This is a genomic window from Cobetia sp. MC34 (assembly GCF_018340035.1).
Taxonomy (GTDB): domain Bacteria; phylum Pseudomonadota; class Gammaproteobacteria; order Pseudomonadales; family Halomonadaceae; genus Cobetia; species Cobetia amphilecti.
The window spans coordinates 15,106-35,772 of sequence record NZ_JADPPY010000035.1 but is presented as its reverse complement, the minus strand read 5'-3'; the positions used below and the strand labels follow the sequence as shown (position 1 = coordinate 35,772).

General features: G+C 64.1%; 20 protein-coding genes. 7 read left to right on the top strand and 13 right to left on the bottom strand.

Annotation, left to right across the window (positions count from 1 at the left end):
- Positions 1-308 precede the first annotated feature (308 nt).
- The 6 genes from IZU87_RS14690 to IZU87_RS14665 all read right to left on the bottom strand — a co-directional run bounded on the left by IZU87_RS14690 (position 309) and on the right by IZU87_RS14665 (position 5,623).
- Positions 309-857, bottom strand: coding sequence for a hypothetical protein (locus IZU87_RS14690; protein ID WP_192838467.1), 549 nt, complete (start codon positions 855-857; stop codon positions 309-311).
- Positions 858-1,077: 220 nt separating this feature from the next.
- Positions 1,078-1,536, bottom strand: coding sequence for a nucleoside deaminase (locus tag IZU87_RS14685; RefSeq protein WP_373456560.1), 459 nt, complete (start codon positions 1,534-1,536; stop codon positions 1,078-1,080).
- 73 nt (positions 1,537-1,609) lie between these two features.
- Entirely contained in the window at positions 1,610-2,635 is a 1,026-nt protein-coding gene (locus IZU87_RS14680) for an SPFH domain-containing protein (protein WP_107335284.1), read from the bottom strand.
- Between the two features lie 102 nt (positions 2,636-2,737).
- A complete protein-coding gene (locus tag IZU87_RS14675) occupies positions 2,738-3,199 on the bottom strand; it encodes an NfeD family protein (RefSeq protein ID WP_213115023.1) in 462 nt (153 codons plus the stop codon).
- 163 nt (positions 3,200-3,362) lie between these two features.
- Positions 3,363-4,271 (bottom strand): lipid kinase YegS, encoded by a 909-nt coding sequence (yegS, locus tag IZU87_RS14670; protein ID WP_213115022.1) that lies wholly within the window; start codon positions 4,269-4,271, stop codon positions 3,363-3,365.
- A 146-nt stretch (positions 4,272-4,417) separates the two neighbouring features.
- A complete protein-coding gene (locus IZU87_RS14665) occupies positions 4,418-5,623 on the bottom strand; it encodes a multidrug effflux MFS transporter (RefSeq protein ID WP_249330625.1) in 1,206 nt (401 codons plus the stop codon).
- A gap of 131 nt (positions 5,624-5,754) precedes the next feature.
- Between IZU87_RS14665 and IZU87_RS14660 the strand changes: the two genes are divergently transcribed.
- Together IZU87_RS14660 and IZU87_RS14655 are read left to right on the top strand one after the other, a co-directional pair.
- The gene (locus IZU87_RS14660; RefSeq protein WP_213115021.1) at positions 5,755-6,810 is read left to right on the top strand and encodes a LysR family transcriptional regulator; all 1,056 of its coding nucleotides are present in this window, start codon (positions 5,755-5,757) and stop codon (positions 6,808-6,810) included.
- A 75-nt stretch (positions 6,811-6,885) separates the two neighbouring features.
- Positions 6,886-7,281 (top strand): glutaredoxin family protein, encoded by a 396-nt coding sequence (locus tag IZU87_RS14655; protein ID WP_213115020.1) that lies wholly within the window; start codon positions 6,886-6,888, stop codon positions 7,279-7,281.
- 134 nt (positions 7,282-7,415) lie between these two features.
- Here the strand turns inward: IZU87_RS14655 and IZU87_RS14650 are convergent, their stop codons facing one another.
- The 3 genes from IZU87_RS14650 to IZU87_RS14640 form a co-directional block, all read right to left on the bottom strand.
- Positions 7,416-8,522, bottom strand: coding sequence for a COX15/CtaA family protein (locus IZU87_RS14650; protein ID WP_249330627.1), 1,107 nt, complete (start codon positions 8,520-8,522; stop codon positions 7,416-7,418).
- Between the two features lie 377 nt (positions 8,523-8,899).
- Positions 8,900-9,541 carry a redox-active disulfide-containing membrane protein gene (locus IZU87_RS14645; protein WP_213115019.1) on the bottom strand — a complete coding sequence of 214 codons (642 nt, stop codon included), beginning with the start codon at positions 9,539-9,541 and terminating at the stop codon, positions 8,900-8,902.
- A 75-nt stretch (positions 9,542-9,616) separates the two neighbouring features.
- On the bottom strand, positions 9,617-10,441 hold the full coding sequence (locus IZU87_RS14640) for an SURF1 family protein (RefSeq protein ID WP_213115018.1): 825 nt from the start codon (positions 10,439-10,441) through the stop codon (positions 9,617-9,619).
- Between IZU87_RS14640 and IZU87_RS14635 the strand changes: the two genes are divergently transcribed.
- The gene (locus IZU87_RS14635) at positions 10,440-10,631 is read left to right on the top strand and encodes a DUF2909 domain-containing protein (protein ID WP_043337068.1); all 192 of its coding nucleotides are present in this window, start codon (positions 10,440-10,442) and stop codon (positions 10,629-10,631) included. The two genes, IZU87_RS14640 and IZU87_RS14635, sit on opposite strands and share 2 nt — an antisense overlap.
- Before the next feature lie 17 nt (positions 10,632-10,648).
- On the opposite strand, the gene IZU87_RS14630 is transcribed toward IZU87_RS14635, so the two are convergent.
- Genes IZU87_RS14630 through coxB form a run of 4 tightly spaced genes read right to left on the bottom strand, consistent with a single transcriptional unit; the run spans position 10,649 to position 14,928 of the window.
- Positions 10,649-11,509 (bottom strand): cytochrome c oxidase subunit 3, encoded by an 861-nt coding sequence (locus IZU87_RS14630; protein ID WP_213115017.1) that lies wholly within the window; start codon positions 11,507-11,509, stop codon positions 10,649-10,651.
- Positions 11,506-12,099, bottom strand: coding sequence for a cytochrome c oxidase assembly protein (locus tag IZU87_RS14625; protein WP_213115016.1), 594 nt, complete (start codon positions 12,097-12,099; stop codon positions 11,506-11,508). The genes IZU87_RS14630 and IZU87_RS14625 overlap by 4 nt, the downstream gene beginning before the upstream one ends.
- A 27-nt stretch (positions 12,100-12,126) precedes the next feature.
- Positions 12,127-13,779, bottom strand: a complete 1,653-nt coding sequence (gene ctaD, locus IZU87_RS14620; RefSeq protein WP_107335293.1) for a cytochrome c oxidase subunit I — start codon at positions 13,777-13,779, stop codon at positions 12,127-12,129.
- 30 nt (positions 13,780-13,809) lie between these two features.
- Positions 13,810-14,928 carry a cytochrome c oxidase subunit II gene (gene coxB / locus IZU87_RS14615; protein ID WP_213115024.1) on the bottom strand — a complete coding sequence of 373 codons (1,119 nt, stop codon included), beginning with the start codon at positions 14,926-14,928 and terminating at the stop codon, positions 13,810-13,812.
- 532 nt (positions 14,929-15,460) lie between these two features.
- Between coxB and IZU87_RS14610 the strand changes: the two genes are divergently transcribed.
- The 4 genes from IZU87_RS14610 (at position 15,461) to IZU87_RS14595 (ending at position 20,581) form a co-directional block, all read left to right on the top strand.
- Positions 15,461-17,209, top strand: coding sequence for a carbon starvation CstA family protein (locus IZU87_RS14610; RefSeq protein WP_213115015.1), 1,749 nt, complete (start codon positions 15,461-15,463; stop codon positions 17,207-17,209).
- On the top strand, positions 17,199-17,519 hold the full coding sequence (locus IZU87_RS14605) for a cory-CC-star protein (RefSeq protein ID WP_213115014.1): 321 nt from the start codon (positions 17,199-17,201) through the stop codon (positions 17,517-17,519). The genes IZU87_RS14610 and IZU87_RS14605 overlap by 11 nt, the downstream gene beginning before the upstream one ends.
- Positions 17,510-18,724 (top strand): ArsA family ATPase, encoded by a 1,215-nt coding sequence (locus tag IZU87_RS14600; RefSeq protein WP_213115013.1) that lies wholly within the window; start codon positions 17,510-17,512, stop codon positions 18,722-18,724. Before IZU87_RS14605 ends, IZU87_RS14600 begins: the two co-directional genes overlap by 10 nt.
- Before the next feature lie 558 nt (positions 18,725-19,282).
- Positions 19,283-20,581 carry an efflux RND transporter periplasmic adaptor subunit gene (locus tag IZU87_RS14595; RefSeq protein WP_213115012.1) on the top strand — a complete coding sequence of 433 codons (1,299 nt, stop codon included), beginning with the start codon at positions 19,283-19,285 and terminating at the stop codon, positions 20,579-20,581.
- The last annotated feature ends 86 nt before the right edge of the window (positions 20,582-20,667 follow it).

The window sequence follows — 20,667 nt, the reverse complement described above, 5'->3', positions numbered from 1 at the left end:
CCGCCTTGGCAATGGCATCAATGGCGTCGCTGAAATGCATGAGACCTTCCCATAATAAGTGTACCTGGCACAGGAAGGTCTCATGATCAGCTTATGGAGAATAGGCTTAACTGACTGGCATTACGCCTTCCGGCGGGCTTTTTTGTGGCCAGGCCTTGGCCTGACTCACGCTTCACGAAGAGTCGCCATCAACAAGAACGCCGCGACCCAAAGGGTCGCGGCGTTCTTGTATCGGCGGCCGTATTACTCGCACTCAGCCAGTGACACGGCTTGCGACAGGCATCACGCCAGCATTCGCTGGCCAGTGATTACTGCTGCGCTTCGTCGATGGACTCGTTGGCATCCTGCTGCGCAGCGTTGATCTTCTCGTTCGCTTCGGCAGCAGCGTTGTCGCCAGACTGCTCAGCGGAGTCGGTCAGCTCGGCAGCCTGCTCCTTGGTGGAGTCATAGGCGTTCTTGGCAGCATCGGCAGTGGCGTCAGCAGCGTCGTTGACACCTTCCTTGGCAGACTCATAGGTCTCGGAAGCAGCGTTCTTGGTCGCGTCGAGGGCGCTTTCGCTCTCGGCAGCAGCTTCATCGCCCATGGCATCGGCGGATTCGGCAGCGTCGTCAGCCATGTTGTCGGCCTTGTCAGCAGCGTCATCCATCTCTGCGGCCGCTTCGTCAGCTGCCTCGTCCATCTTCTCGGCAGCGGCGTCAGTCGCTTGATCGGCGCTCTGTTCAGCCTGTTCGGCGCTCTGCTCGGCAGAGGTCTCGGCGTTCTGGGCAGCTTTGTCAGTATCGCCGTTATCGCAACCAGCGATGGCCAGAGACAGGCCAGCGGCCAGTGCGGGAATCATCCATTGCTTGAGTTTCATCGTCTTCTCCATGATAGGTGGGGAGTTGCCAGCCCCTGTTTCCTGCAAGTGGCATTGCAACAAAGGTCGTGTAGTCATGCAAGCGAAAGCGTGGCTTGGCGCCTGATACCCAAGACATGGTGCCAGACCGACAGCTTTTCAAGCATTCCGCCCTTTTCACAGCAGAATAGTGTTAACGAACACCATTTTCCATCAGCTACCACCAAAAACCGCGCCGCGATCACTCACCGATATCTTCGTTCCAGACGTCCGGCTGCTCGCGAATGAAGGTCGCCATCAGTTCGCGGCAGCGCGCGTTGTCGACCACATCGACCTTGACGCCCAGGCCACGCAGGTGGTCTTCCGCGCCCATGAAGGTGTGGTTCTCACCGACCACGACATGCGGGATACCGTAGAGCTGGATGGCACCGCTGCACATCGGGCACGGTGACAGCGTGGTGTAGAGCACGGATTCACGATAGACGCTGGCCGGCAGGCGACCGGCGTTTTCCAGTGCATCCATTTCACCATGCAACACCGTGCTGCCCTTCTGCTGGCGCTGATTGTGGCCACGACCGATGATCTTGCCATCATGGACGAGTACCGAGCCGATCGGCACGCCGCCGGCCGCATAGCCCTTTTCCGCCTCTTCAATGGCGGCCTGCAGGAAGCGCTCATGATCGGTAGTCATTGCTGTCATCGTCTTGCTCCAGATGCGGTGAATATTCAGTGGAGCGGCAGCCTACTGCCACTCACTGCTCGGCACAATACACTCAGCCCAGGCCCGCTTCGCCGGTCATCATCTGACGGGCGCGTCTCAGCCCTTCATTGCTGGCATTGGTGGGCTCGCCGACTTCAGTGGCAAGCTCGCGGAAACTGCCCATGGCACCCAGCAAGGCAGAGGCCTCGTAGGGGATGAAGACGCGATCACCTTTGCGCGCCATGTCCGGCAGCACCTGCAGATATTTTTGGCCCAGCATGTAGCCGACCACCAGCTGCGGGTCTTCCGCACCGATGGCATCGCGCAGCTGATAGATGGCCTGACGCTCACCTTCGGCGCGCAGAATCGCGGCCTGCTTGTCACCCTCGGCGCGCAATACCGAAGACTGCTTCTCGCCCTCGGCGGTCGCGATGGCAGCTTCGCGCTGGCCATTGGCCTCGGTCACCGTAGCGCGACGCTTGCGCTCGGCCGCCATCTGCAGCCGCATGGCGTCCTCGACTTCCTCGGGCATGCTGATGTCCTGGATCTCGACGCGCGTCACCTTGACGCCCCACTTGTCACCGACTTCATCCATGGTGATCTGCAAGGCGTCGTTGACCTCCTTGCGGCTCTCGAAGAGCTTGTCGAGCTCCATGCGACCGATCTCGGAGCGCAGGCTGGTCTTGGCCAGGACCTCGACGGCCTGGGTGAAGTTCTCGACTTCATAGACGGCGCGCTTGGGATCGACGATCTGGAAGTAGAGCGCGCCATTGACGGTCACGGTGACGTTGTCCGTCGTCACCACGCTCTGGCCGGGGAAGTCCATCACCGTCTCGCGGCGATCGATGCGCGTCTCCTCCACCACCAACGGCAGGTTGTCGCCCTTGACCTCACGATAACGGCGAATGGTGATCGAGCGCGGCTTGTCGATGAACGGAATCACCAGATTCACGCCGGATTCCAGTGTGCGGCTGTAGCTGCCGAGGCGTTCGATGACGACGGCTTCTGACTGCTGGACGATCATCAATCCCTTGGCCAGCAGGATTACCACCAGCGCCAGTATGAAAAGAATGATGATGAGTCCCGGACTGATAATCATATTGCTCAACTCCCTTGAACTGGGCCGTATCCGCAAGCCCTTGTGAGATATCCGATCACGCTTGACCCGCTACCACCACGACCGCGCCGTCGAGCCGCGATCTCATGGTATCTTTGTGCCACTTTCCTGCGAGACAGGCTCGAAACAGACGGTGATGCCTTCAACGCTGACGATCCTGACCGTATCCCCCGCTGCCGGCGGCGTCTCCTCCTCCCAGCGTAGCGGATACTCATTGCCTGACACGCGCACGGCAGGTTTGCCACCGTTGCCGATGATCACCTTGGCCAGCTGCCCGGTTTCCGCGCCGCTGCCCAGGGTACCGTAGGGCGTCTTGGGCAACAGATAGGGATGGATCTTGCGCACGAACAGCGGCACCAGCACCAGGGCCGTGATCGAGACGCTGATCAACTGGATGTTTAGCCCCGCCCCCAGCCCCGCCGCCAGAGCACCCCCGAGGGCACTGACACCCAGTGCCAGCAGCACGAACTGCGCGCCCAGCAGCTCAAGCCCCGCCAGAATCAACGCGAGGATGACCCAGATATGCCACGCCGCCAAACCGACCATGCAATCACTCCCTGAAGTCCTGACTCCCGCCCTGCGCGGCCGAGAGATTGGAAGAATACGCTGCCACCAACGCAACGAGCGCAGCCTGAGTAAACCTCAGACTGCGCTCGTGTACCAGCCAGCCCACATGGCTCAGCCAGCGCTCAATGGCCCATCTGCGGGCTCATGAGTGTGTCAGCAGGGCGGCGCCCTGCGGGGTGACCAGACGCAGAGCGCCGGGAATCAGCTGGAATTCGCTGTTCTCGATCAGATAGCTCTCGCCATCGAGATTCACCGGCAGCGACTCACCACGATAGTGCAGCGAGTCAGTGCGCACATAACGCACGAAATGGCCGTTGTCGGGGAGCGACTCCAGCTCCTCGATCACCTCCCCCACCCGCGCGATGGGGAAGTCGCGGATCACCAGCACATCGAAGCAGCCATCATCGAGCAGCGCCCGAGGCGCCAGCTCCTGACCGCCGCCCGCCTGCCGACCATTGCCGATCGCCAGTACGAACAACGCCAGCTCCTCCTCCACCCCATTGAGGGTCACGCTGCCACGATAGGGACGGAAGTCCCACGCCTTGAGCACGCCCATCAGCGAATAGGCCCCGCCACCGAACAGCTTCTTGAGGCCACCGGGCGTCGAGCGCGTCACCTCGGCGCCGAAACCTGCCGAGGCCATGTTGAGGAAGTAGGCATCATCCAGCCGCACCACATCGACGGCTCGCGCCGCGCCTTCACAGGCCAGCGCCAGCGATTCCGTCACCGGCTCGGGGATGCCGAGCGAGGTCGCCAGGTCATTGGCGGTGCCCAACGGCAGGATCGCGACTTCCGGACGCTTCGCGAGTGGGTGCTGCATCAATGCATTGGCGATCAGATTGAGGGTGCCATCACCGCCGCCAACGACCAGCCGCGTGACGCCTTCATCGACCGCCTCGCGCACCAGCCTCGCGACATCATCACCCTCGAAGGTCAACCGCACTTCAAGCCCTGCCATACGCTCACGCTGAGCGAAGATGGCCTCACGCAGCTCCGGCTGCTGAGCCTTGTCCCCGTTGAGTATCACGCGCACACGCGCCGCTGATTCCATGGTGCCTCCTTGGCGACATGCGGATCGAGCGACAAGCATACTCTGGTCGGGGGCCTTCAATGAACCATCTCTGCCCTGCGACCCGCCGCGGTTGTCAGCCAGCAAATCCTTCATGCCCAGCCGGTCGCACCGGTCAGTCATAACGACTAGACGCCCGGCTGACGTCGCGCGCCCAGCAGCAGCAACGGCAGCACCATCACCACGCTGATCAGCAGCAGCCCCTGCTGAGGGGCGAGCGGCGTATTGAGCAGCGCCGTTGCCACCACTGCTGAGCCGCCGAGCTGGATGCTGCCGAGCAGCGCCGCCGCGGTGCCGGCACGCTCAGCGAAAGCCTCCAGCGCCAGGCTTGACGCCGCCCCGAGCGCCAGCGAGAAGCCGACCGACAGCACTGCCACCGGCACCATGAAGGCAGCGGCCGACAGTGGCAGCCAGGCGAAGGCGGCGCCCTGCATCAGGCCGGAGAGCAGGATGATCGCCAGCCCCAGGCGCACGGTGGGCTGACGGCCAAGGCGCGTGATCACGCGCGGTGCGAAGAAGAAGGTGATGATATTGATCACGGCATTGCCGCCGAACAGGGCACTGAAGACCAGCTCGGAGTGACCGAGGCGCTCGACCAGCAGCTCGGAGGACGACGACACATACAGCAGGATGGCGCTCATCGCGGCCATCGCGACCAGCGCCTGATACAGGAAGCGCCAGCTGGTCAACACGGGGCGGTAGCGCGCCCAGTTGTACAGCGGACGCTCCACGACCGTCGTGGCCGGACGCGTCTCGCCAAAGCTCTTCCACGCCATCAAGCCGACGCACAGCGCGAAGGCGGCCATGAACAGGAAGTTGGAGCGCCAGCCGAACTGCACAGCCAGCAGGCCGCCCAGCACCGGCGCCAGCGCCGGAATGATGCACAGCGCACCATTCAGATAGCTGTACATCCTGGCGCCCTGCTCCGGCGTGTAGCAGTCACGCACGGCCGCGAAGGCCACCGTCACCGTGGCGCACGCTCCCAGCCCCTGCAGGATACGCCCGAGATACAGCATGCTGATGTCCTGTGCCAGCACGGCGACCATCGCGCCGACGAGATAGACCGTCGCGCCAACCAACAGCGCCGGACGCCGTCCGTAGAGGTCCGTCAACGGGCCAACCAGAATCTGCCCGACACCCACAGCGCCCAGAAACAGCGTCACCGTCATCTGCATCACATCGGTGGGCTGGGCGAATTCACGCGCCATCGCCGGCAGTGAGGGCAGATAGATATCGATCGCCAGCGGCGAGAACATCACGCAGCCGACCAGCAGCAACAACAATAATCGTGCGTTGGGCATGGGCCTTGCGGCAGCAGGGGAAGACACGGACATGGATAATCTCGAGAGTCAGAAGCCAAGGGCGGCCCGACAGAGGGGCCATCAAGAATCCGCAGAGCCTAGCGCCTGCGACTTATGAAGCAAAATGATATTATTTCAGGCCTGATATTCCACTGGAGAAACTCATGAGCGCGACAGCCCCGCAGACACCCGCAAGGCCGGTTGCCGCCGCGTCTTCATTGCCTGCGTCTTCGGGCTCAGCGCCAGCGGCCACGCCCTTCAACACGCGCATCGACCTCAATCTGCTGCAGGTGCTGCAGGTGCTGCTGGAAGAGTGCAGCGTGACGCGCGCGGCGGGCCGTCTTCACCTCTCGCAGTCTGCCGTCAGCAAGAGTCTGGCACGCCTGCGCGTGATGTTTGATGACGCCCTTTTCATTCGCGAACGCCATGGTCTGCGCCCCACGGCGCGGGCCCTGTCATTGCGTGGCGAGCTGGCCGAGCTGCTCTCGCGTCTCGAGAATCTGAGCGCCCCTGCCACCTTCACCCCCGCCACCAGCCAGCGGCGCTTTCAACTGGCAGTGCTGGAAAGCGCCTGGGCGACCCTGATGCCGCCCTGCACGCGCGCACTGACCGATGCGCTGCCGCATGGCAGCCTCGAGATCAGCCGCTGGCAGGCCGATTGCTTGAGCCTGATGGAAAAGGGCCAGCTGGATATCGGACTTGCCGGACACGATCACAGCGCCGAGACCCCGGGCGAGCCGCCTGCCCTCCCCGCTGGCTTCCAATCGCGCCTGCTGTGGCGCGACGACCATGTGATTCTGGTGCGGCATGATCATCCGCTCACGCGGCGCCAGACACCGATGACGCTGAGTGAATTCGCGGCCTTGAGTCATGTCCAGGCCACCTGCGAGGGGCGCTCACGCTGGTCGCTGGATGAGCGGTTGGAGCAGCACGGCGCACCACGCCGCATCAGCGTGCTGGTGCCGGATTTCCGCGATGCCCTGAGCATCGTCGCGCACAGCGAGCTGGTGTTCTGTGCCCCCAGAAGCTTTGCCCAGGCCAGCAGCGAGCTGCACGGACTGGCGATTCTTGAGCTACCGATGCGCCTGCCCGCGCTCAGCTACCGCTTGATCTGGCATGCCAGCCACGAGCAGGACCCCGGGCACCGCTGGTTGCGACAGTCCCTGCTGACGCATATCCGCAACGCGCATGGGGAAGACGCCGAGGCCGCTGAGCTCTAGAATGGCCCCATTCTGAATTCGCCACCCGCCCTGCGGCACTGGCGCCGATACCCGCACGTCCCATGAGGTTCTGCCATGCGCTCCATCATCCGCCTGTTCTTCCGCACCCTGCGTCTGGTGCTGGCTCCCTTCATGCTGCTCAGCGAGAAGCTGACCCGCGGCAGCGCGCTCGAGCGCAGCCCCGCCCAGCAGGCCGAGGTGGACGCCGAGACGGCCAAGCTGGCGCTGTATCAGTTCTCGACCTGCCCGTTCTGCATCAAGGTGCGCAAGCGCATGCATCAGCTGAATCTGAACGTCGAGCAGCGCGACACCCAGCACAACGCCACTCACCGCCAGGCCCTCGAACAGGGTGGCGGTCGCGTCAAGGTACCGTGCCTGCTGATCACCCATGACGATGGTCGCGAAGAGTGGATGTACGAATCCGACACCATCAATGCCTACCTGCAGGAGCGCTTCGGCAGCACCGCCTGACAGGATACCGGCTGATACGACGCAGACCGCAAGAGGCCGCTCTCATGAGCGGCCTCTTGCGGTCTGGTGAGCGCGATCAAGCGCGCTTGGGTGTCTCTCTTCTGCTTACCGTCTTGCCCACCTTCTGCCTCTCATCAGGCCAGCGCCTGCGAGACGGATGCCCGCTTGTGGCGAGCCGCCTGGCGCATCCGATCCATCGCCCACACCATCGCCAGCGTCAGCGCGACGGCCCCCAGGGTATGCGCCAGCGCCAGATCCAGCGGCAACCACCACAGCACATTGGCGACCCCCAAGCCTGCCTGCACCAGCCAACACCCCAGCGCCCAGCGCCAGGGGTTGTCAGGCGATGGCGTCCGCGCCGGCAAGTAGCGGCGCTGGCGCCAATACAGCGCCAACAGCACCGCCCCCAGCAGCACGGCCCCGCCACGGTGCGCCATGTGGATGGCCGTGCGCGCCTCACCATGCAGCTGCCCGTGCAGATAACTGGGGCCGACATCCTGGGTCAGGTGGAAGCCCTCTCCCCAGTCCATCTCCGGCCATGCGGCACCATTGCAGGTCGGGAAACCTTCACAGGCAAGCCCGGCATAATTGCTCGAGGTCCAGCCCCCCAGGGCCAGCTGCCCCAGCAGCAGAGCCGCGGCCAGAGTGGCCAGCCAGGGCTGACGCCGGATGTGCGCTGCATCAGCGCCCGCCGTGTGTTGCTCAGCCGTCACCTTGAGGTGCGCCGCCCGCCGTCTGAGTGATAGCCACAGCAACAGCAGCAGGCTCAATACGCTCAGACCGCCCAGCAGATGCAGCGTCACCACCTGCGGCCACAGCTTCAGCGTCACGGTAAAAGCCCCGAACGCGCCCTGGACCAACAGCATGCCCAACAACAGCCAGCAGCCGGCCAGGGGAAAGCGCGTGCGCGCCTGCGCGCCCCAGTGATCAGTCACCTTTGCCTCGCCGCTGCCACCCTCGAAGGTCTGCGGCTGATGAGCCTCCCGACGGCGTATCCGCCAGCCCAGCGCGAGCAATGCGATTGCCGCAAGCCCGAGCAGACTCGCCGCATAGCGATGGATCATCTCCGCCCACGCCTTGTAGCCTTCAAGCGGATGATGCGGGCTATGCAGGCTCGCGGTCTGGGCATCCGGCACGACCAGGGCGCCATAACAGCCCGGCCAGTCGGGGCACCCCAGGCCGGCGTCCACCAGCCGCGTCCAGGCTCCCAGCCCGATCACCAGAATGACCAGTCCCAGCATGCTGGCGACCAGTCGTTGGCTGCTGCGCCACAGGCGTACCGTCACCCGTCGGCTCGTCGCCTGCCGGGCGGCAGGGCCATGCACCAGATCAGACGTCAGCTCAGGCGTCGCCATCGAGAAGGCCTGCGCAGCTGAGGCTTCATCCGTGGTGGCGTGGCGCAGAAATGGCGGGCGAGGCAGCAACGCCGCCCCTCGTTGGCGGGCCCGCGAGACGGCGCAGGCCCGCGGTGGATAGCGCTTCTGTCTGGCGAGGCGAGACATGGCATATCTCCCTGGTGAAGCGAAAGAAGAGCACGTGCGACTTGGCGAGGCCCGGCCTGGCGAGGCGCGACCTGGCGAGGCGCTAACTATCGAGGTCCGACCTGGCGAGGCGCGACCTATCTAGGCGCAACCGGATTACGCTTGAGCAGCCGGCGCACATCCTTCATCACGGCCTGCGGCGTGATCTCGGGCCCGTAGGCGACCACGACCTGCCCATGAGGGTCGATCAGGCGCAACTGGTGCGGCGCGGAAGCGGTGTCGTTCGGCGCCGGCCAGCGCCCGAGCGCCCGTTGCTCACCCGGCACCTGGGGATGCACAAAGGCCTTTTCAGCCACCACCAGGCGGCCCAGGCGTGGCGCCTCCTTGCCAAGCGCGCGATGCAGGCGCCACCAGCGCTCGGCCTGCGCCGCGGCCAGCTGCGGCTGGTTCGGCTCCGGCCAGCTGAGCCAGAAACGCTGTTCATCCGCGCCTCGGGCGGCCAGCGGCGGCATGCCGGGGGCCTCCTTCGCACTAACAGCGCCGTCAGTCGCGTTTCCTGTGGCGTTTTCGGTGACGTTGTCAGTGGCGTTCTCTGTCACGAGGTAGTCGAGCGACCAGTCCGTGAGCGGCTTGACCTTTGGCAACAGGGCACCGTTTGCCACCCGTCCTTCGGGAATCCCGACCTGTGCGCTCAGCATGGCCCACGCCAAGGGCAGCGGGGCGGACAACAGCCCCAGCAAGGCCACGAGTTTCAGACGCTGTCGCATCACGTGTGTCATCGCTCTCCTCCTGACGACGGCTTCCCTGCATGTCCGGGCGTGCGGACAACAGACTCAAGACACAAGCACCGGGCGCTAGGCCTGGCGCTGACGTAGCGCGGACTGGCGTTGACGGCGCGCGCCCAGAACCATGACCACCGCCGCCCCCAGGCTGAGTCCCAGCCACTGCAACGCATAAGCGTAATGACGCTCCGGCGTCATGTTGCTCGGCTGCCACCAGGGCAGGAATCGCCCCTCCCCGCTCGTCTGGTGCAGGACACCCGCAAAGGCCGGTGTGCCCAGCGCCTGCCAGGCGCTCAGATCGACCTGCTGCAGACGCTGCCCCTCACGGTTGGGGCCGAACAGTGGGCCACCGCTGTTGCCCTGACCGTTCAACCACTGCCAGCGACCACTGATCACCCCGGAGCCTGTCGGGGTCGTGAAGTCCGGGTCGCTGCGCGGGGCCGGCGATGCCACGAAGCCACGCTCCACCAGCCACCAGCGGCCATCCAGCGTTCGAAAGGGCGTGAGCACCGCCACACCATGGCGCTTGTCCAGCGTGCGGTTGTCCAGCAGCAGGCTGTGTTCCGCGAGCCACTCGCCGCGCAGCTCGATCAGGCTGGCACTGGCGGGCGCCGCCGTCGGCATCACCAGCTCCGGCGCGCTGGCGGTATCCTCCAGATGCTGGGCACGCGCCTGGCCACGCATCACCTGCCAGCTGCACAGACACAGGCCGAGCACGATCAGGCATCCCCAGAACAGCCACCAGCCGCGCCCGACCTGGCGCTCCTGCGTCGTCGCTGTGGGTGACGCCGGCGCCGCTGGCACTGACTTGCGCTTGTCAGCCGGATGAGCTCGACTGTCACAAGCGAGTGCCGCGCTGCGCTCACCCGCCACTGTCTGCGCCCCGGGAGGTGACATGCTGCTCAAATCGCTGATCGCACTGGTCTTTATCGGCATGCTGGCAAGCCTGGTCGCCGGCGCCGGTTTTCTGCTGCGCGATGGCAGCCGCAGTCGACGCCTGCTGACCTCTCTCAAATGGCGGGTTGGCCTGGCAGTGTGTCTGGTGATTCTGCTGGTCATTGGCTTCTCCACCGGAATGCTGGACTGACATCACGCTGCGCGCTGTCAGAACACATAGACGAACAGGAACAGACCGATCCACACCGCATCGACGAAGTGCCAGTACCAGGCAGCCGCTTCGAAGGCGAAGTGACGTTCACTCGAGAAGTGGCCGCGTATCACGCGCACCAGCATCACGATCAGAATCAGGGTGCCGATGGTGACGTGCAGACCATGGAAACCGGTCAGCAGGAAGAAGGTGCCGCCATAGACCCCCGCCTGCAGCGTTAGCCCCAGGTGGTGCCAGGCCTCGTAGTATTCGATGCCCTGCAGGGTCAGAAAGCACAGCCCCAGCACCACGGTGCCCGCCAGCCAGTTGCGCGCCGTGCGCCGAAACTCCATCTTCAGTGCTTCATGCGCCACCGTGAGGGTGACGCTGGAACTGACCAGCAACAGCGTGTTGGCCAGCGGCAGCTGCCAGGGCGACAGCAGCTCTCTGGGTCCGGCGATGCTGGCATCCGGCGGCGTCATCAGCGGCCAGCTGGCGGTGAAGTCAGGCCACAGCAGCGCCGTCACTCCCTTGGCGCCCTCGCCATCGAGCCAGGGCAGCGCGAAGGTTCGCAGATAGAACAGCGCCCCGAAGAAGGCCGCGAAGAACATCAATTCCGAGAAGATGAACCAGGCCATGCCCCAGCGGAACGAGCGGTCCATCTGGTCATCGTAGAGGCCGCCCATCGACTCGCGCACCACATCCCGAAACCAGCCCGCCATCACCAGCACCACGGCCAGCAGGCCGATGCCTGACAACCAGGCGGCGCTGCCGTGCACCATCCAGATTCCGGTGCCGATCATCATGCCGCCCACCGCCAGCACGCCGAAGATGGGCCAGGCACTGTGGACCGGGACGTAATAGCTGCCACTGCTCATGTTTCACCTCCTGCAGAATGCTCTGCATCATCGTCCCCCGCGGATGACGGCGTCGTGACCGGATAGAGCGTGTACGCCAGGGTCAGATCACGAATGCCTTCCGGAAGGTCAGGGTCGACCTGAAAGACCAGCGGCAGCTCGCGCCGCTCGCCTGCTGCCAGCGTCTGCTCCTGGAAGCAGAAGCACGTGATCTTGCGCAGATGCAGTGAGCCCTCGGCAGGACTGACACTGGGGACCGCGCGGCCACGCACCGGGTAATCGGCGTGATTGGTGAACACGAAGCGCGCACTGTACTGGCCACCGGGGTGGATGCGGAACTGCTCATCCAACGCCTCGAGTGTCCACGGCAGACCCTGACCCTGCTGGGTGATGAAGCGCACCGAGACCCAGCGGCTCTCGTCGATCTCCATCGCCACCGCGGCCCTGGCCTGACTGGCGGCCTTGCCATTCAGGCCGGTGAGATTGCAGAAGACGTCATAGAGCGGCACCAGCGCGAAGGCGAAGCCCAGCATCGCGACCAGCGCCAGCAGCGTGCGCCGCACGGTGCGTGCCACTGCCTGTTGCTGTGCTGCGTGATCGCGTGAGGGCATGTCACTCTCCTGGCCGCTGTCCATCGCTCAGCGGATGATCTGGCCATCGCGGGTCTGCGGAGGAATCTCGAAGGTATGCAGCGGCGCCGGGCTCGGCACGCTCCACTCCAGGTCCACCGCGCCCTCCCAGGCACATGCCGGCGCTCTGACACCGCCACGCGCGCACTTGACGATCACGACCAGGAACAGCAGCTGCGAGATACCGAACAGGAAGGCGCCGATGCTGGACAGCATGTTGAAGTCGGCGAATTGCAGCGCGTAATCCGGGATGCGGCGCGGCATGCCGGCCAGCCCCGAGAAGTGCATCGGGAAGAAGGTCAGGTTGACGCCGATGACCGACAGCCAGAAATGCCACTTCGAGAGCCCCTCGTGGGGATAGAAGCCGGTCCACTTGGGCAGCCAGTAGTAGGCTCCGGCGAGAATCGCGAACAGCGCGCCGGGCACCAGCACATAGTGGAAATGCGCCACCACGAAGTAGGTGTCGTGGTACTGGAAATCCGCCGGGGCGATGGCCAGCATCAGGCCCGAGAAGCCGCCGATGGTGAACTGGACGATGAAGGCGATCGCAAACAGCATCGGGGGCTCGAAGCTGATGGAGCCGCGGAACATGGTGGCGATCCAGTTGAAGACCTTCACGCCGGTCGGCACCGCGATCAGCATCGTCGTGTACATGAAGAACAGTTCCGCCACCAATGGCAGGCCGACGGCGAACATGTGATGTGCCCAGACCAGGAAGGACATGATCGCGATGGAGCCGGTGGCGTAGACCATCGAGGCGTAACCGAACAGCCGCTTGCGCGAGAAGGTCGGCACGATGGCGGACACGATGCCGAAGGCCGGCAGGATCATGATGTAGACCTCGGGATGCCCGAAGAACCAGAACAGATGCTGGAACAGCACCGGGTCGCCGCCACCGGCGGCATTGAAGTAGCTGGTGCCGAAGTTGATGTCGAACAGCATCATGGTGATGGCGCCCGCCAGCACCGGCATCACCGCGATCAGCAGGAAGGCGGTGATCAGCCAGGTCCAGACGAACAGCGGCATGTCCATCAGGCGCATGCCCGGGGCACGCAGATTGAGGATGGTGGCGATGATGTTGATGGCGCCGAGAATCGAGCTGATGCCGGCGATGTGCAGCGAGAAGATGAAGAAGCTGGTCGAAGGCGGCGCATAGGTGGTGGACAGCGGCGCGTAGAAGGTCCAGCCGAAGTTGGGGCCACCGCCCTCCATCAGCAGGGTGGAGAGCAGCAACAGGAAGGCGACCGGCAACAGCCAGAAGCTGAAGTTGTTGAGGCGCGGCAGCGCCATGTCGGGCGCGCCGATCTGCAGCGGAATCATCCAGTTGGCCAGCCCGGTGAAGGCCGGCATGATGGCGCCGAACACCATGATCAGCCCGTGCATGGTGGTCATCTGGTTGAAGAACTCCGGCTGCACCATCTGCAGGCCGGGCTGGAACAGCTCGGTGCGGATCACCAGCGCCATGATGCCGCCGATGAACAGCATGCTCAGCGAGAAGATCAGATAGAGGGTGCCGATATCCTTGTGATTGGTGGTCAGCAGCCAGCGCAGCATGCCGCGCGGCGCGCTGCCGTGGCCCTCGCCCACATGAGCGCCGCCTGCGGTGGCCCCCTCGCTCTCGCTGGCCTGAAGTACCGCCTTGCGTGGCTGTTCACTGGCCATGACACGCCTCCTGAATGCGTCGCTTGCAAGCTATTGAGACAGCTGTTCCTTGATGACGGCTGGCTGCACCAGCTCGCCGGTATCGTTGCCCCAGGCGTTGCGCTCATAGGTGATGACAGCCGCCAGCTCGACCGGGCTCAGCACATCGGCGAAGGCCGCCATGGGCGTGCCCGCCTTGCCGTTGACCACGATATCGATGTGCGCCTGCATGTCCTGGGTGACGATGGCGCTGCCCACCAGCGAGGGGAACGCCGGCGGCATGCCCTGGCCATCCGGCTGGTGACAGGAGGCACAGATGGTGGCGTAGGTCTTCTCACCCTTCTCCATCAGCTCCTCGAGACTCCAGTCACGACCGGCATCGTTGAGCGCGGCCTCGGCTTCGGCCTTGCGCGCGATCAGCCACTCATCGAACTCGGCCTCCGGCAACGCCTCGACCACCACCGGCATGAAGCCGTGGTCCTTGCCGCACAGCTCGGTGCACTGGCCACGATAGGTGCCGGGGGTCTCGATACGCGTCCAGGCCTCATTGATGAAGCCGGGAATGGCGTCCTTCTTGACGCCGAAGTCCGGCACCCACCAGGAGTGGATGACGTCGGCGGAGGTGGTCAGGAAACGCACCTTGCGATTGATGGGCAACACCAGCGGGTTGCCGACTTCCAGCAGGTAATGCTCGCCCTTGGCGGCGGTGTTGTTGATCTGCTCGCGCGGGGTCGCGAGGCTTGAGGTGAAGGCGACATCCTCGCCCAGATACTCGTACTGCCAGCGCCATTGATGGCCGGTGATCTTCACGTCCAGCGCCGACTCGGAGGCGTCGTACATGTCCTTGAGCGTGGCGGTGGCAGGCACCGCCATCACCACCAGGATCAACAGCGGGATGGCGGTCCACAGAATCTCGATACGGGTGTTTTCATGAAAGCTTGCCGATACCGCACCGCGTGACTTGCGGTGCTTGATCATCGCGTAGCCCATCACACCGAACACCACGATGCCGATGACCACACAGATCCAGAAGATGATCATGTGCAGCGAGTGGATCTCGCGGCTGACCGCGGTGACCCCGACCGGCATGTTGTATTCGACTGCCAGCACCGAAGGGGAAAGGACTGTCAGTGACAAGGTCGTCACTGTACGTCGCAAGCGCAGACGCATTGGCCTGGTGACACGGGAAAGGCATTCCGCGATCCATGACATCGGCGCCTCCTTGTCATTGTTATCGAGAGCCTCACCCAGATGACGGCGCTGAGCGGCTCCCCGTGCTCCGACTTGCTTCGAGTATAGAAGAGCTTGGCGGAACACAAGGTCGCGTGGATCAACCCACTGATACTCCTTGGTCGCAAGGCAGAGCGAGGCAAAAACGGCTACCCCGCGCGTGATGCCGCCTGAGCACAAGGCAGCGGCGCGCTTCTGCGTTCAGTCCACGCAGGAAGGCGGCGATTGAGTCATTGCCAAGAAGTCGGCTGGCGACATGCCGGCGCGCGGCGGGGCGACCAATGGCGAAGTTATATGCGCATTTATCGATGTTAGCGTCACGCCGATCTGCACCAGTGTGTTGAAAGTCTTGCTTGAAAGCCCTGACGGAAGGTCTTGCTCGGCGGACGCTCGACAGCGGCATGTCGAGCTGACAACCAGCACACGCCAGCACGCCCTACTCAATCCATCACCACGCCACTCGGAATCTGCCATGAACGCCATCTGGCTTGCCCTGTTCGGCTGCGTTGCCTTCGCCATCGGCTATCGCTTCTATTCCCGCTTTCTGGCCGAACGCATCTTCCGCCTCGACCCGAATTTCGTGACGCCAGCCCACGCGCTGCGCGATGACACCGACTACCTGCCGACCAATCGTTGGGTGCTGTGGGGTCACCATTTCACCTCGGTGGCGGGCGCAGCCCCCATCGTCGGTCCGGCGATCGCCGTCTACTGGGGCTGGCTGCCGGCCGTGCTGTGGGTCGTACTGGGCAGTCTGTTCGCGGCAGGCGTGCATGATTTCGGCACCTTGACGCTGTCAGCGCGCCATCGCGGCCAGTCGGTCGGCACCCTGGCGGACAAGCTGATCGGCAAGCGTGCCAAGCTGCTGTTTCTGTTCATCATCCTGATTCTGGTCCTGATGCTGAACGCGGTGTTCGCCTGGGTGATCGCCAATCTCTTCATCAACTTCCCGGCCAGCGTGCTGTCGGTGTTGATCCAGATTCCGCTGGCGGTATGGATCGGCCATCGCGTCTATCGCCGTGGCGGCAAGATGCTGATCCCCTCGCTGCTCGCGCTGATGGTGATGTATGCCGCCGCCCTGCTGGCGGGCCAGTTCGAGTTCCTGCAGATCGATCTGGCCGGTGCCTTCACCGCCATGGCCGGTGGCGAGGATGGCACCCTGCTGTTCGGCCTTTCGCCCATCTCCAGCGCCTTCCTGGTATGGATCATCGCGCTGATGAGCTATGTCTACATCGCCTCGGTATTGCCGGTCTGGAAGCTGCTGCAGCCACGCGACACCATCAACTCTCACCAGCTGGTGGTCGGGCTGGGACTGCTGTACCTGGGACTGGCCGTAGGTGGCCCGCAGCTGACGGCGCCAGCCTTCAACGCCGATGCCGAGATGTCCTTCTACCCATTGCTGTTCATCACCATCGCCTGCGGCGCCATCTCGGGCTTCCACGGTCTGGTCGCCTCCGGCACGACCTCCAAGCAGCTGTCCCATGAACCGGATGCGCGCATGATCGGTTACTCCGGCGCGCTGGGCGAAGGCATGCTGGCGCTGATTTCCATCATCGCGGTGGCGACCCTGTTCGCAACCCAGGCCGACTTCACCGCGACCTATTCAAGCTTCGCCGCGGCGGGTGCCAATGGCCTCTCGAGCTTCGTTCAGGGGTCCGGTCAGCTGATCTCGCACCTCGGCCTGCCCGCCAACGTCGGCAGTACGCTGGTCGCGGTCATCGTGGTCAGCTTCGCGGCGACGACGCTGGACTCCGCCGTGCGCCTGATGCGCTACATCATCGCGGAACTGGGCAGCGAATACGGCATGCCGGCGCTCAGCCACAAGCATGTCGCCACCAGCATCGCCGTCATCGCCAGTGCCGCGCTGGTCATCCTGCCGCAGGGGCCCAAGGGCTTCGGTTCCGGCGGCTACCTGCTGTGGCCGTTGTTCGGCACCAGCAATCAGCTGCTGGCGGGCATCTCGCTGATGCTGGTCTCGGTGTGGCTCAAGCGTCAGGGCCGCCCTGTCATCTATACCCTGGCCCCGATGGTCTTCTTGATGATCATGACGCTGTGGGCGATGGTGCAGCAGGTGGTGCTGGATTGGTCGGGCATGGGCAGCAACGACCCGCAATGGCTGCTGTTCACCTTCGGCAGCCTGATCATGGTGTTCGCGCTGTGGATCCTGCTCGAGGCCAGCCGCAGCCTGAAGTCTCCCGCCCGGGTGAGCGCTCATGAGAGCTGATGACGATACCCGGTTGGCGTCATCACCCCGCCAGCCGGGACTGACAAGGCGCCTGCTGACAGGCGCCACTCAGCTGCGGGATGGCTGGGAGGCCATGCTGCGCGTCAACCAGCAGCGCGATCTGGCGCAGCTTGCCCGTGAGGAGGAGGACATCTTCATGATGATGAGCTTCGCGGAGCTGATGGGCATCCCCAATCCGGCGCCGGCCGTCTCGCTGGAGATGCTGCCGCTGATGCTGGAACGCATGCATGACTGGCACCTGCGTCAGGGGCTTGAGCATTCACCGCTGGAGGGCATCAAGTGCTGTTGAGCAGGCTCTGGAAACGCGCGGCATCCCGCACGGCGAAAGATACGGCTGGGCCGAAAAGTACTCGGCCGTCAGCGGCTCACGAGACTCACAAGGCTCACACTCACCAGTCTGGCCAAGCACCGGAGCAAGCCGGGAAATCGGAGCCTCCCGAGATCTGGTTCTTCGGTGGCAAGGGCGGTGTCGGCAAGACCAGCTGCGCGGCGGCCCAGGCGCTGGCACTGGCGGAGAAAGGCGAAGCGACCCTGCTGGTGTCGACAGACCCCGCGCACAACCTCGGCGACCTGTTCGGTGCGATCGGTGGCAAGCCCTGCAACATCGCGCCGCGCCTCGACGTGATGGAACTGGACCCCGAGCGGGAATGCGACCGCTACCTGGAGGCGGTCCGCCAGCGGATCGCCCCCCTGGTAAGTGGCGAGCGCAGTGCCACCGTGATGCGCCAGCTCGAGCTGTCACGCCACGCCCCCGGCACCAGTGAAGCGGCACTCTTCGATGCGCTGGTGGAGATCATCCTGACTCCGCCAGCCCCGCTGGAAGATGAAGCCCCACACTATCGCCATATCCTGTTCGATACGGCCCCCAGCGGGCACACCATTCGCCTGCTGAGCCTGCCCGAAGTGCTGGGCGGCTGGCTGGAGGGCATGCTGGGCCAGCGCAGGCGCGCCATCGCCGAACGCAGCCTGTGGCTGGACAGTCAGCAGGCGTCAGAGACGCCAGGCGAAGAAGCGCCGGAAGACCCGATCAGCGAGGCGCTGGAGCAACGCCGTACGCGCTACGCAGCATTGCGTCAGCGCTTGAGCGATACCCGCCGGGCGCGCGTGATTCTGGTCAGCACGCCGGAGAAGCTGCCGTGTCTGGAAACGACCCGAACACGAGAGGCGCTGGAAGCCCATGGTCTGGCCGTCGGCGGCTTGATCATCAATCAGTGCCTGCCGGAGCCCGCCGCGCAAGAGGCTGGCGGTTCCCCCTCAACGCCCCACGAGCCGCAGGCTGACTGGGTCGCGACCTGGCGAGAACAGCAGCAACACTGGGCCGCCAGACTGGAGGAGGCCTTCGCTGATCGCCCATGCGTGCGTCTGCTGCGCCAACCACAGCTGCCGGAGGACCGCGCAAGCCTTGCCCCGCTGGTGGCACAGTTCACTGCGTTCCGCCCCTGGTCACCCACCCCTCCCGCGTCCTCTTGCGGTTGCGCTGCTCCCGCCAGATGACTCGAGAGGTCGCCATGCGCTTCAGCCCATCAGTACTTCAGACCCTCAGCCCCCTCAGCACTTCCGCTCTCTCACCCTCCCGCTTTCCCGCTCTCCCGACCTCACGCTGATCCGCTGATCCGCTGATCCGTCATGTGCTGGCGACATGCATTTGCGTACAGGGCCGGGGAGTTCATCATTCAGACACTTCGATCTGATAACTTATTCAGAATTTGCGCATATTGATGCACCATCACTGCCCCGGCCTCACCTGACTTGCACACACACCTTGAGTGAGGCGAGGCATGTGCACGCCTGCGGGCATGGCAAGCGAATTGCATTGTCTTGCATCCCCCTCCATGAGGTTCAAAATGCTGCTCACATGGCAACAATCTGTTGCAACAGGGTGCGCAATAAGTGCACAAAACAACCATACAGTCGCCTCGCCATTCCGATAGAATAGCGGGCTAAATATCTTCCTCATCATGACATCGTTGCTTTGACCTGCCGCGCCTGCGGTGAGTCACAATGTGGCGATAGTGACGCACTTCAGCCCCTGAATTTCGTAAAGGACGCTCCATGGCCCCGACTACCCCCAGTCAATCCCGCTTGCAGAGACACCCATTGGCTTTCAATGCCCGCCGCCTCGGCCTGCTTCCGGCAAGCCTGCTGCTGGTCGGTGCCCTGCTGGCCGGCTGTAGCGGCGACAAGGAGGAGGCTGGCCAAGGCCCCGCCGCAGGCGCCAGCCAGGCCGCTCAGGTCGATGTCGTCACCGTCACTGCCCAGGATGTACCGCTCACCACCGAACTTCCGGGCCGCACGCGTGCCTATCAGATCGCGGAAGTGCGTCCGCAGGTCGGCGGCATCATCGAATCGCGCGACTTCACCGAAGGCAGTGACGTCGAGGAAGGTCAGGTGCTCTATCACATCGATTCGCGCACCTATCGCGCCGATGTCGAGAGCGCCAAGGCAAGCCTGGCGCGTGCCGAGGCGAGCCTCAACACCTCGAGCCTCAAGGCCAAGCGCTACAAGAATCTCGTCGCGCGTAAGATGGTCAGCCAGCAGGATTATGACGATGCCGTGGCCACCGTCGGCGAAGACCGTGCCGATGTCGCCTCGGCCAAGGCCGCGGTATCCAGCGCGCAGATCAACCTGGATTACACCAAGGTCACCTCACCGATCAGTGGTCGTATCGGCAAGTCCAGCGTCACCAAGGGCGCACTGGTCACGGCCAGTCAGGAAACCAGCCTGGCCACCGTCCAGCAGCTGGACCCCATCTATGTCGACCTGACCCAGTCCGCCACCGAAGTGCTGCGTCTCAAGCGTGAGCTGGGCGAGAATCGCGATGCCGCCACCGCACCGGTCCAGACGGAAGTCGAGCTGGTGATGGAAGACGGCAGCGTCTATGGCGCCAAGGGCAAGCTGCAGTTCGCGGATGTCACTGTCGACCAGGGAACCGGCATGGTCACGCTGCGTGCACTGTTCCCCAACGAAGATGAGCTGCTGTTGCCGGGCATGTTCGTGCGTGCCCGCCTGACCGAAGCCGTCGCCAAGGATGCCATCCTGATTCCGCAGAAAGCCGTGAGCCGTGACAGCACGGGCCAGGCCAGCGTGATGACGGTCAATGCCGAGAACAAGGTCGAGGCCAAGCAGGTCGTGATCGGTCAGGCCATCGACAATCAGTGGCTGGTGACTAGCGGCCTCGACAGCAATGACAAGGTCATCGTCAGCGGTCTGCAGAAGATCAAGCCGGGTGCCACGGTCGAGATCGCCTCGGACGAGACAGGCACTGACCAGAACGCCGCACCTCAGTCGCGGGCTGCTGCCAGCAGCGACTCCTCGGAAAGTGAACAGGCCAAGACCGGCGATAGCCAGTAAGCCTGCCCCCGCTTTTCGCGCCACTGTCGCCAGTCAGACGAGAGACGCTTCTCGTGTGACTGGCGACCGTCCCGAACGACGTTCCA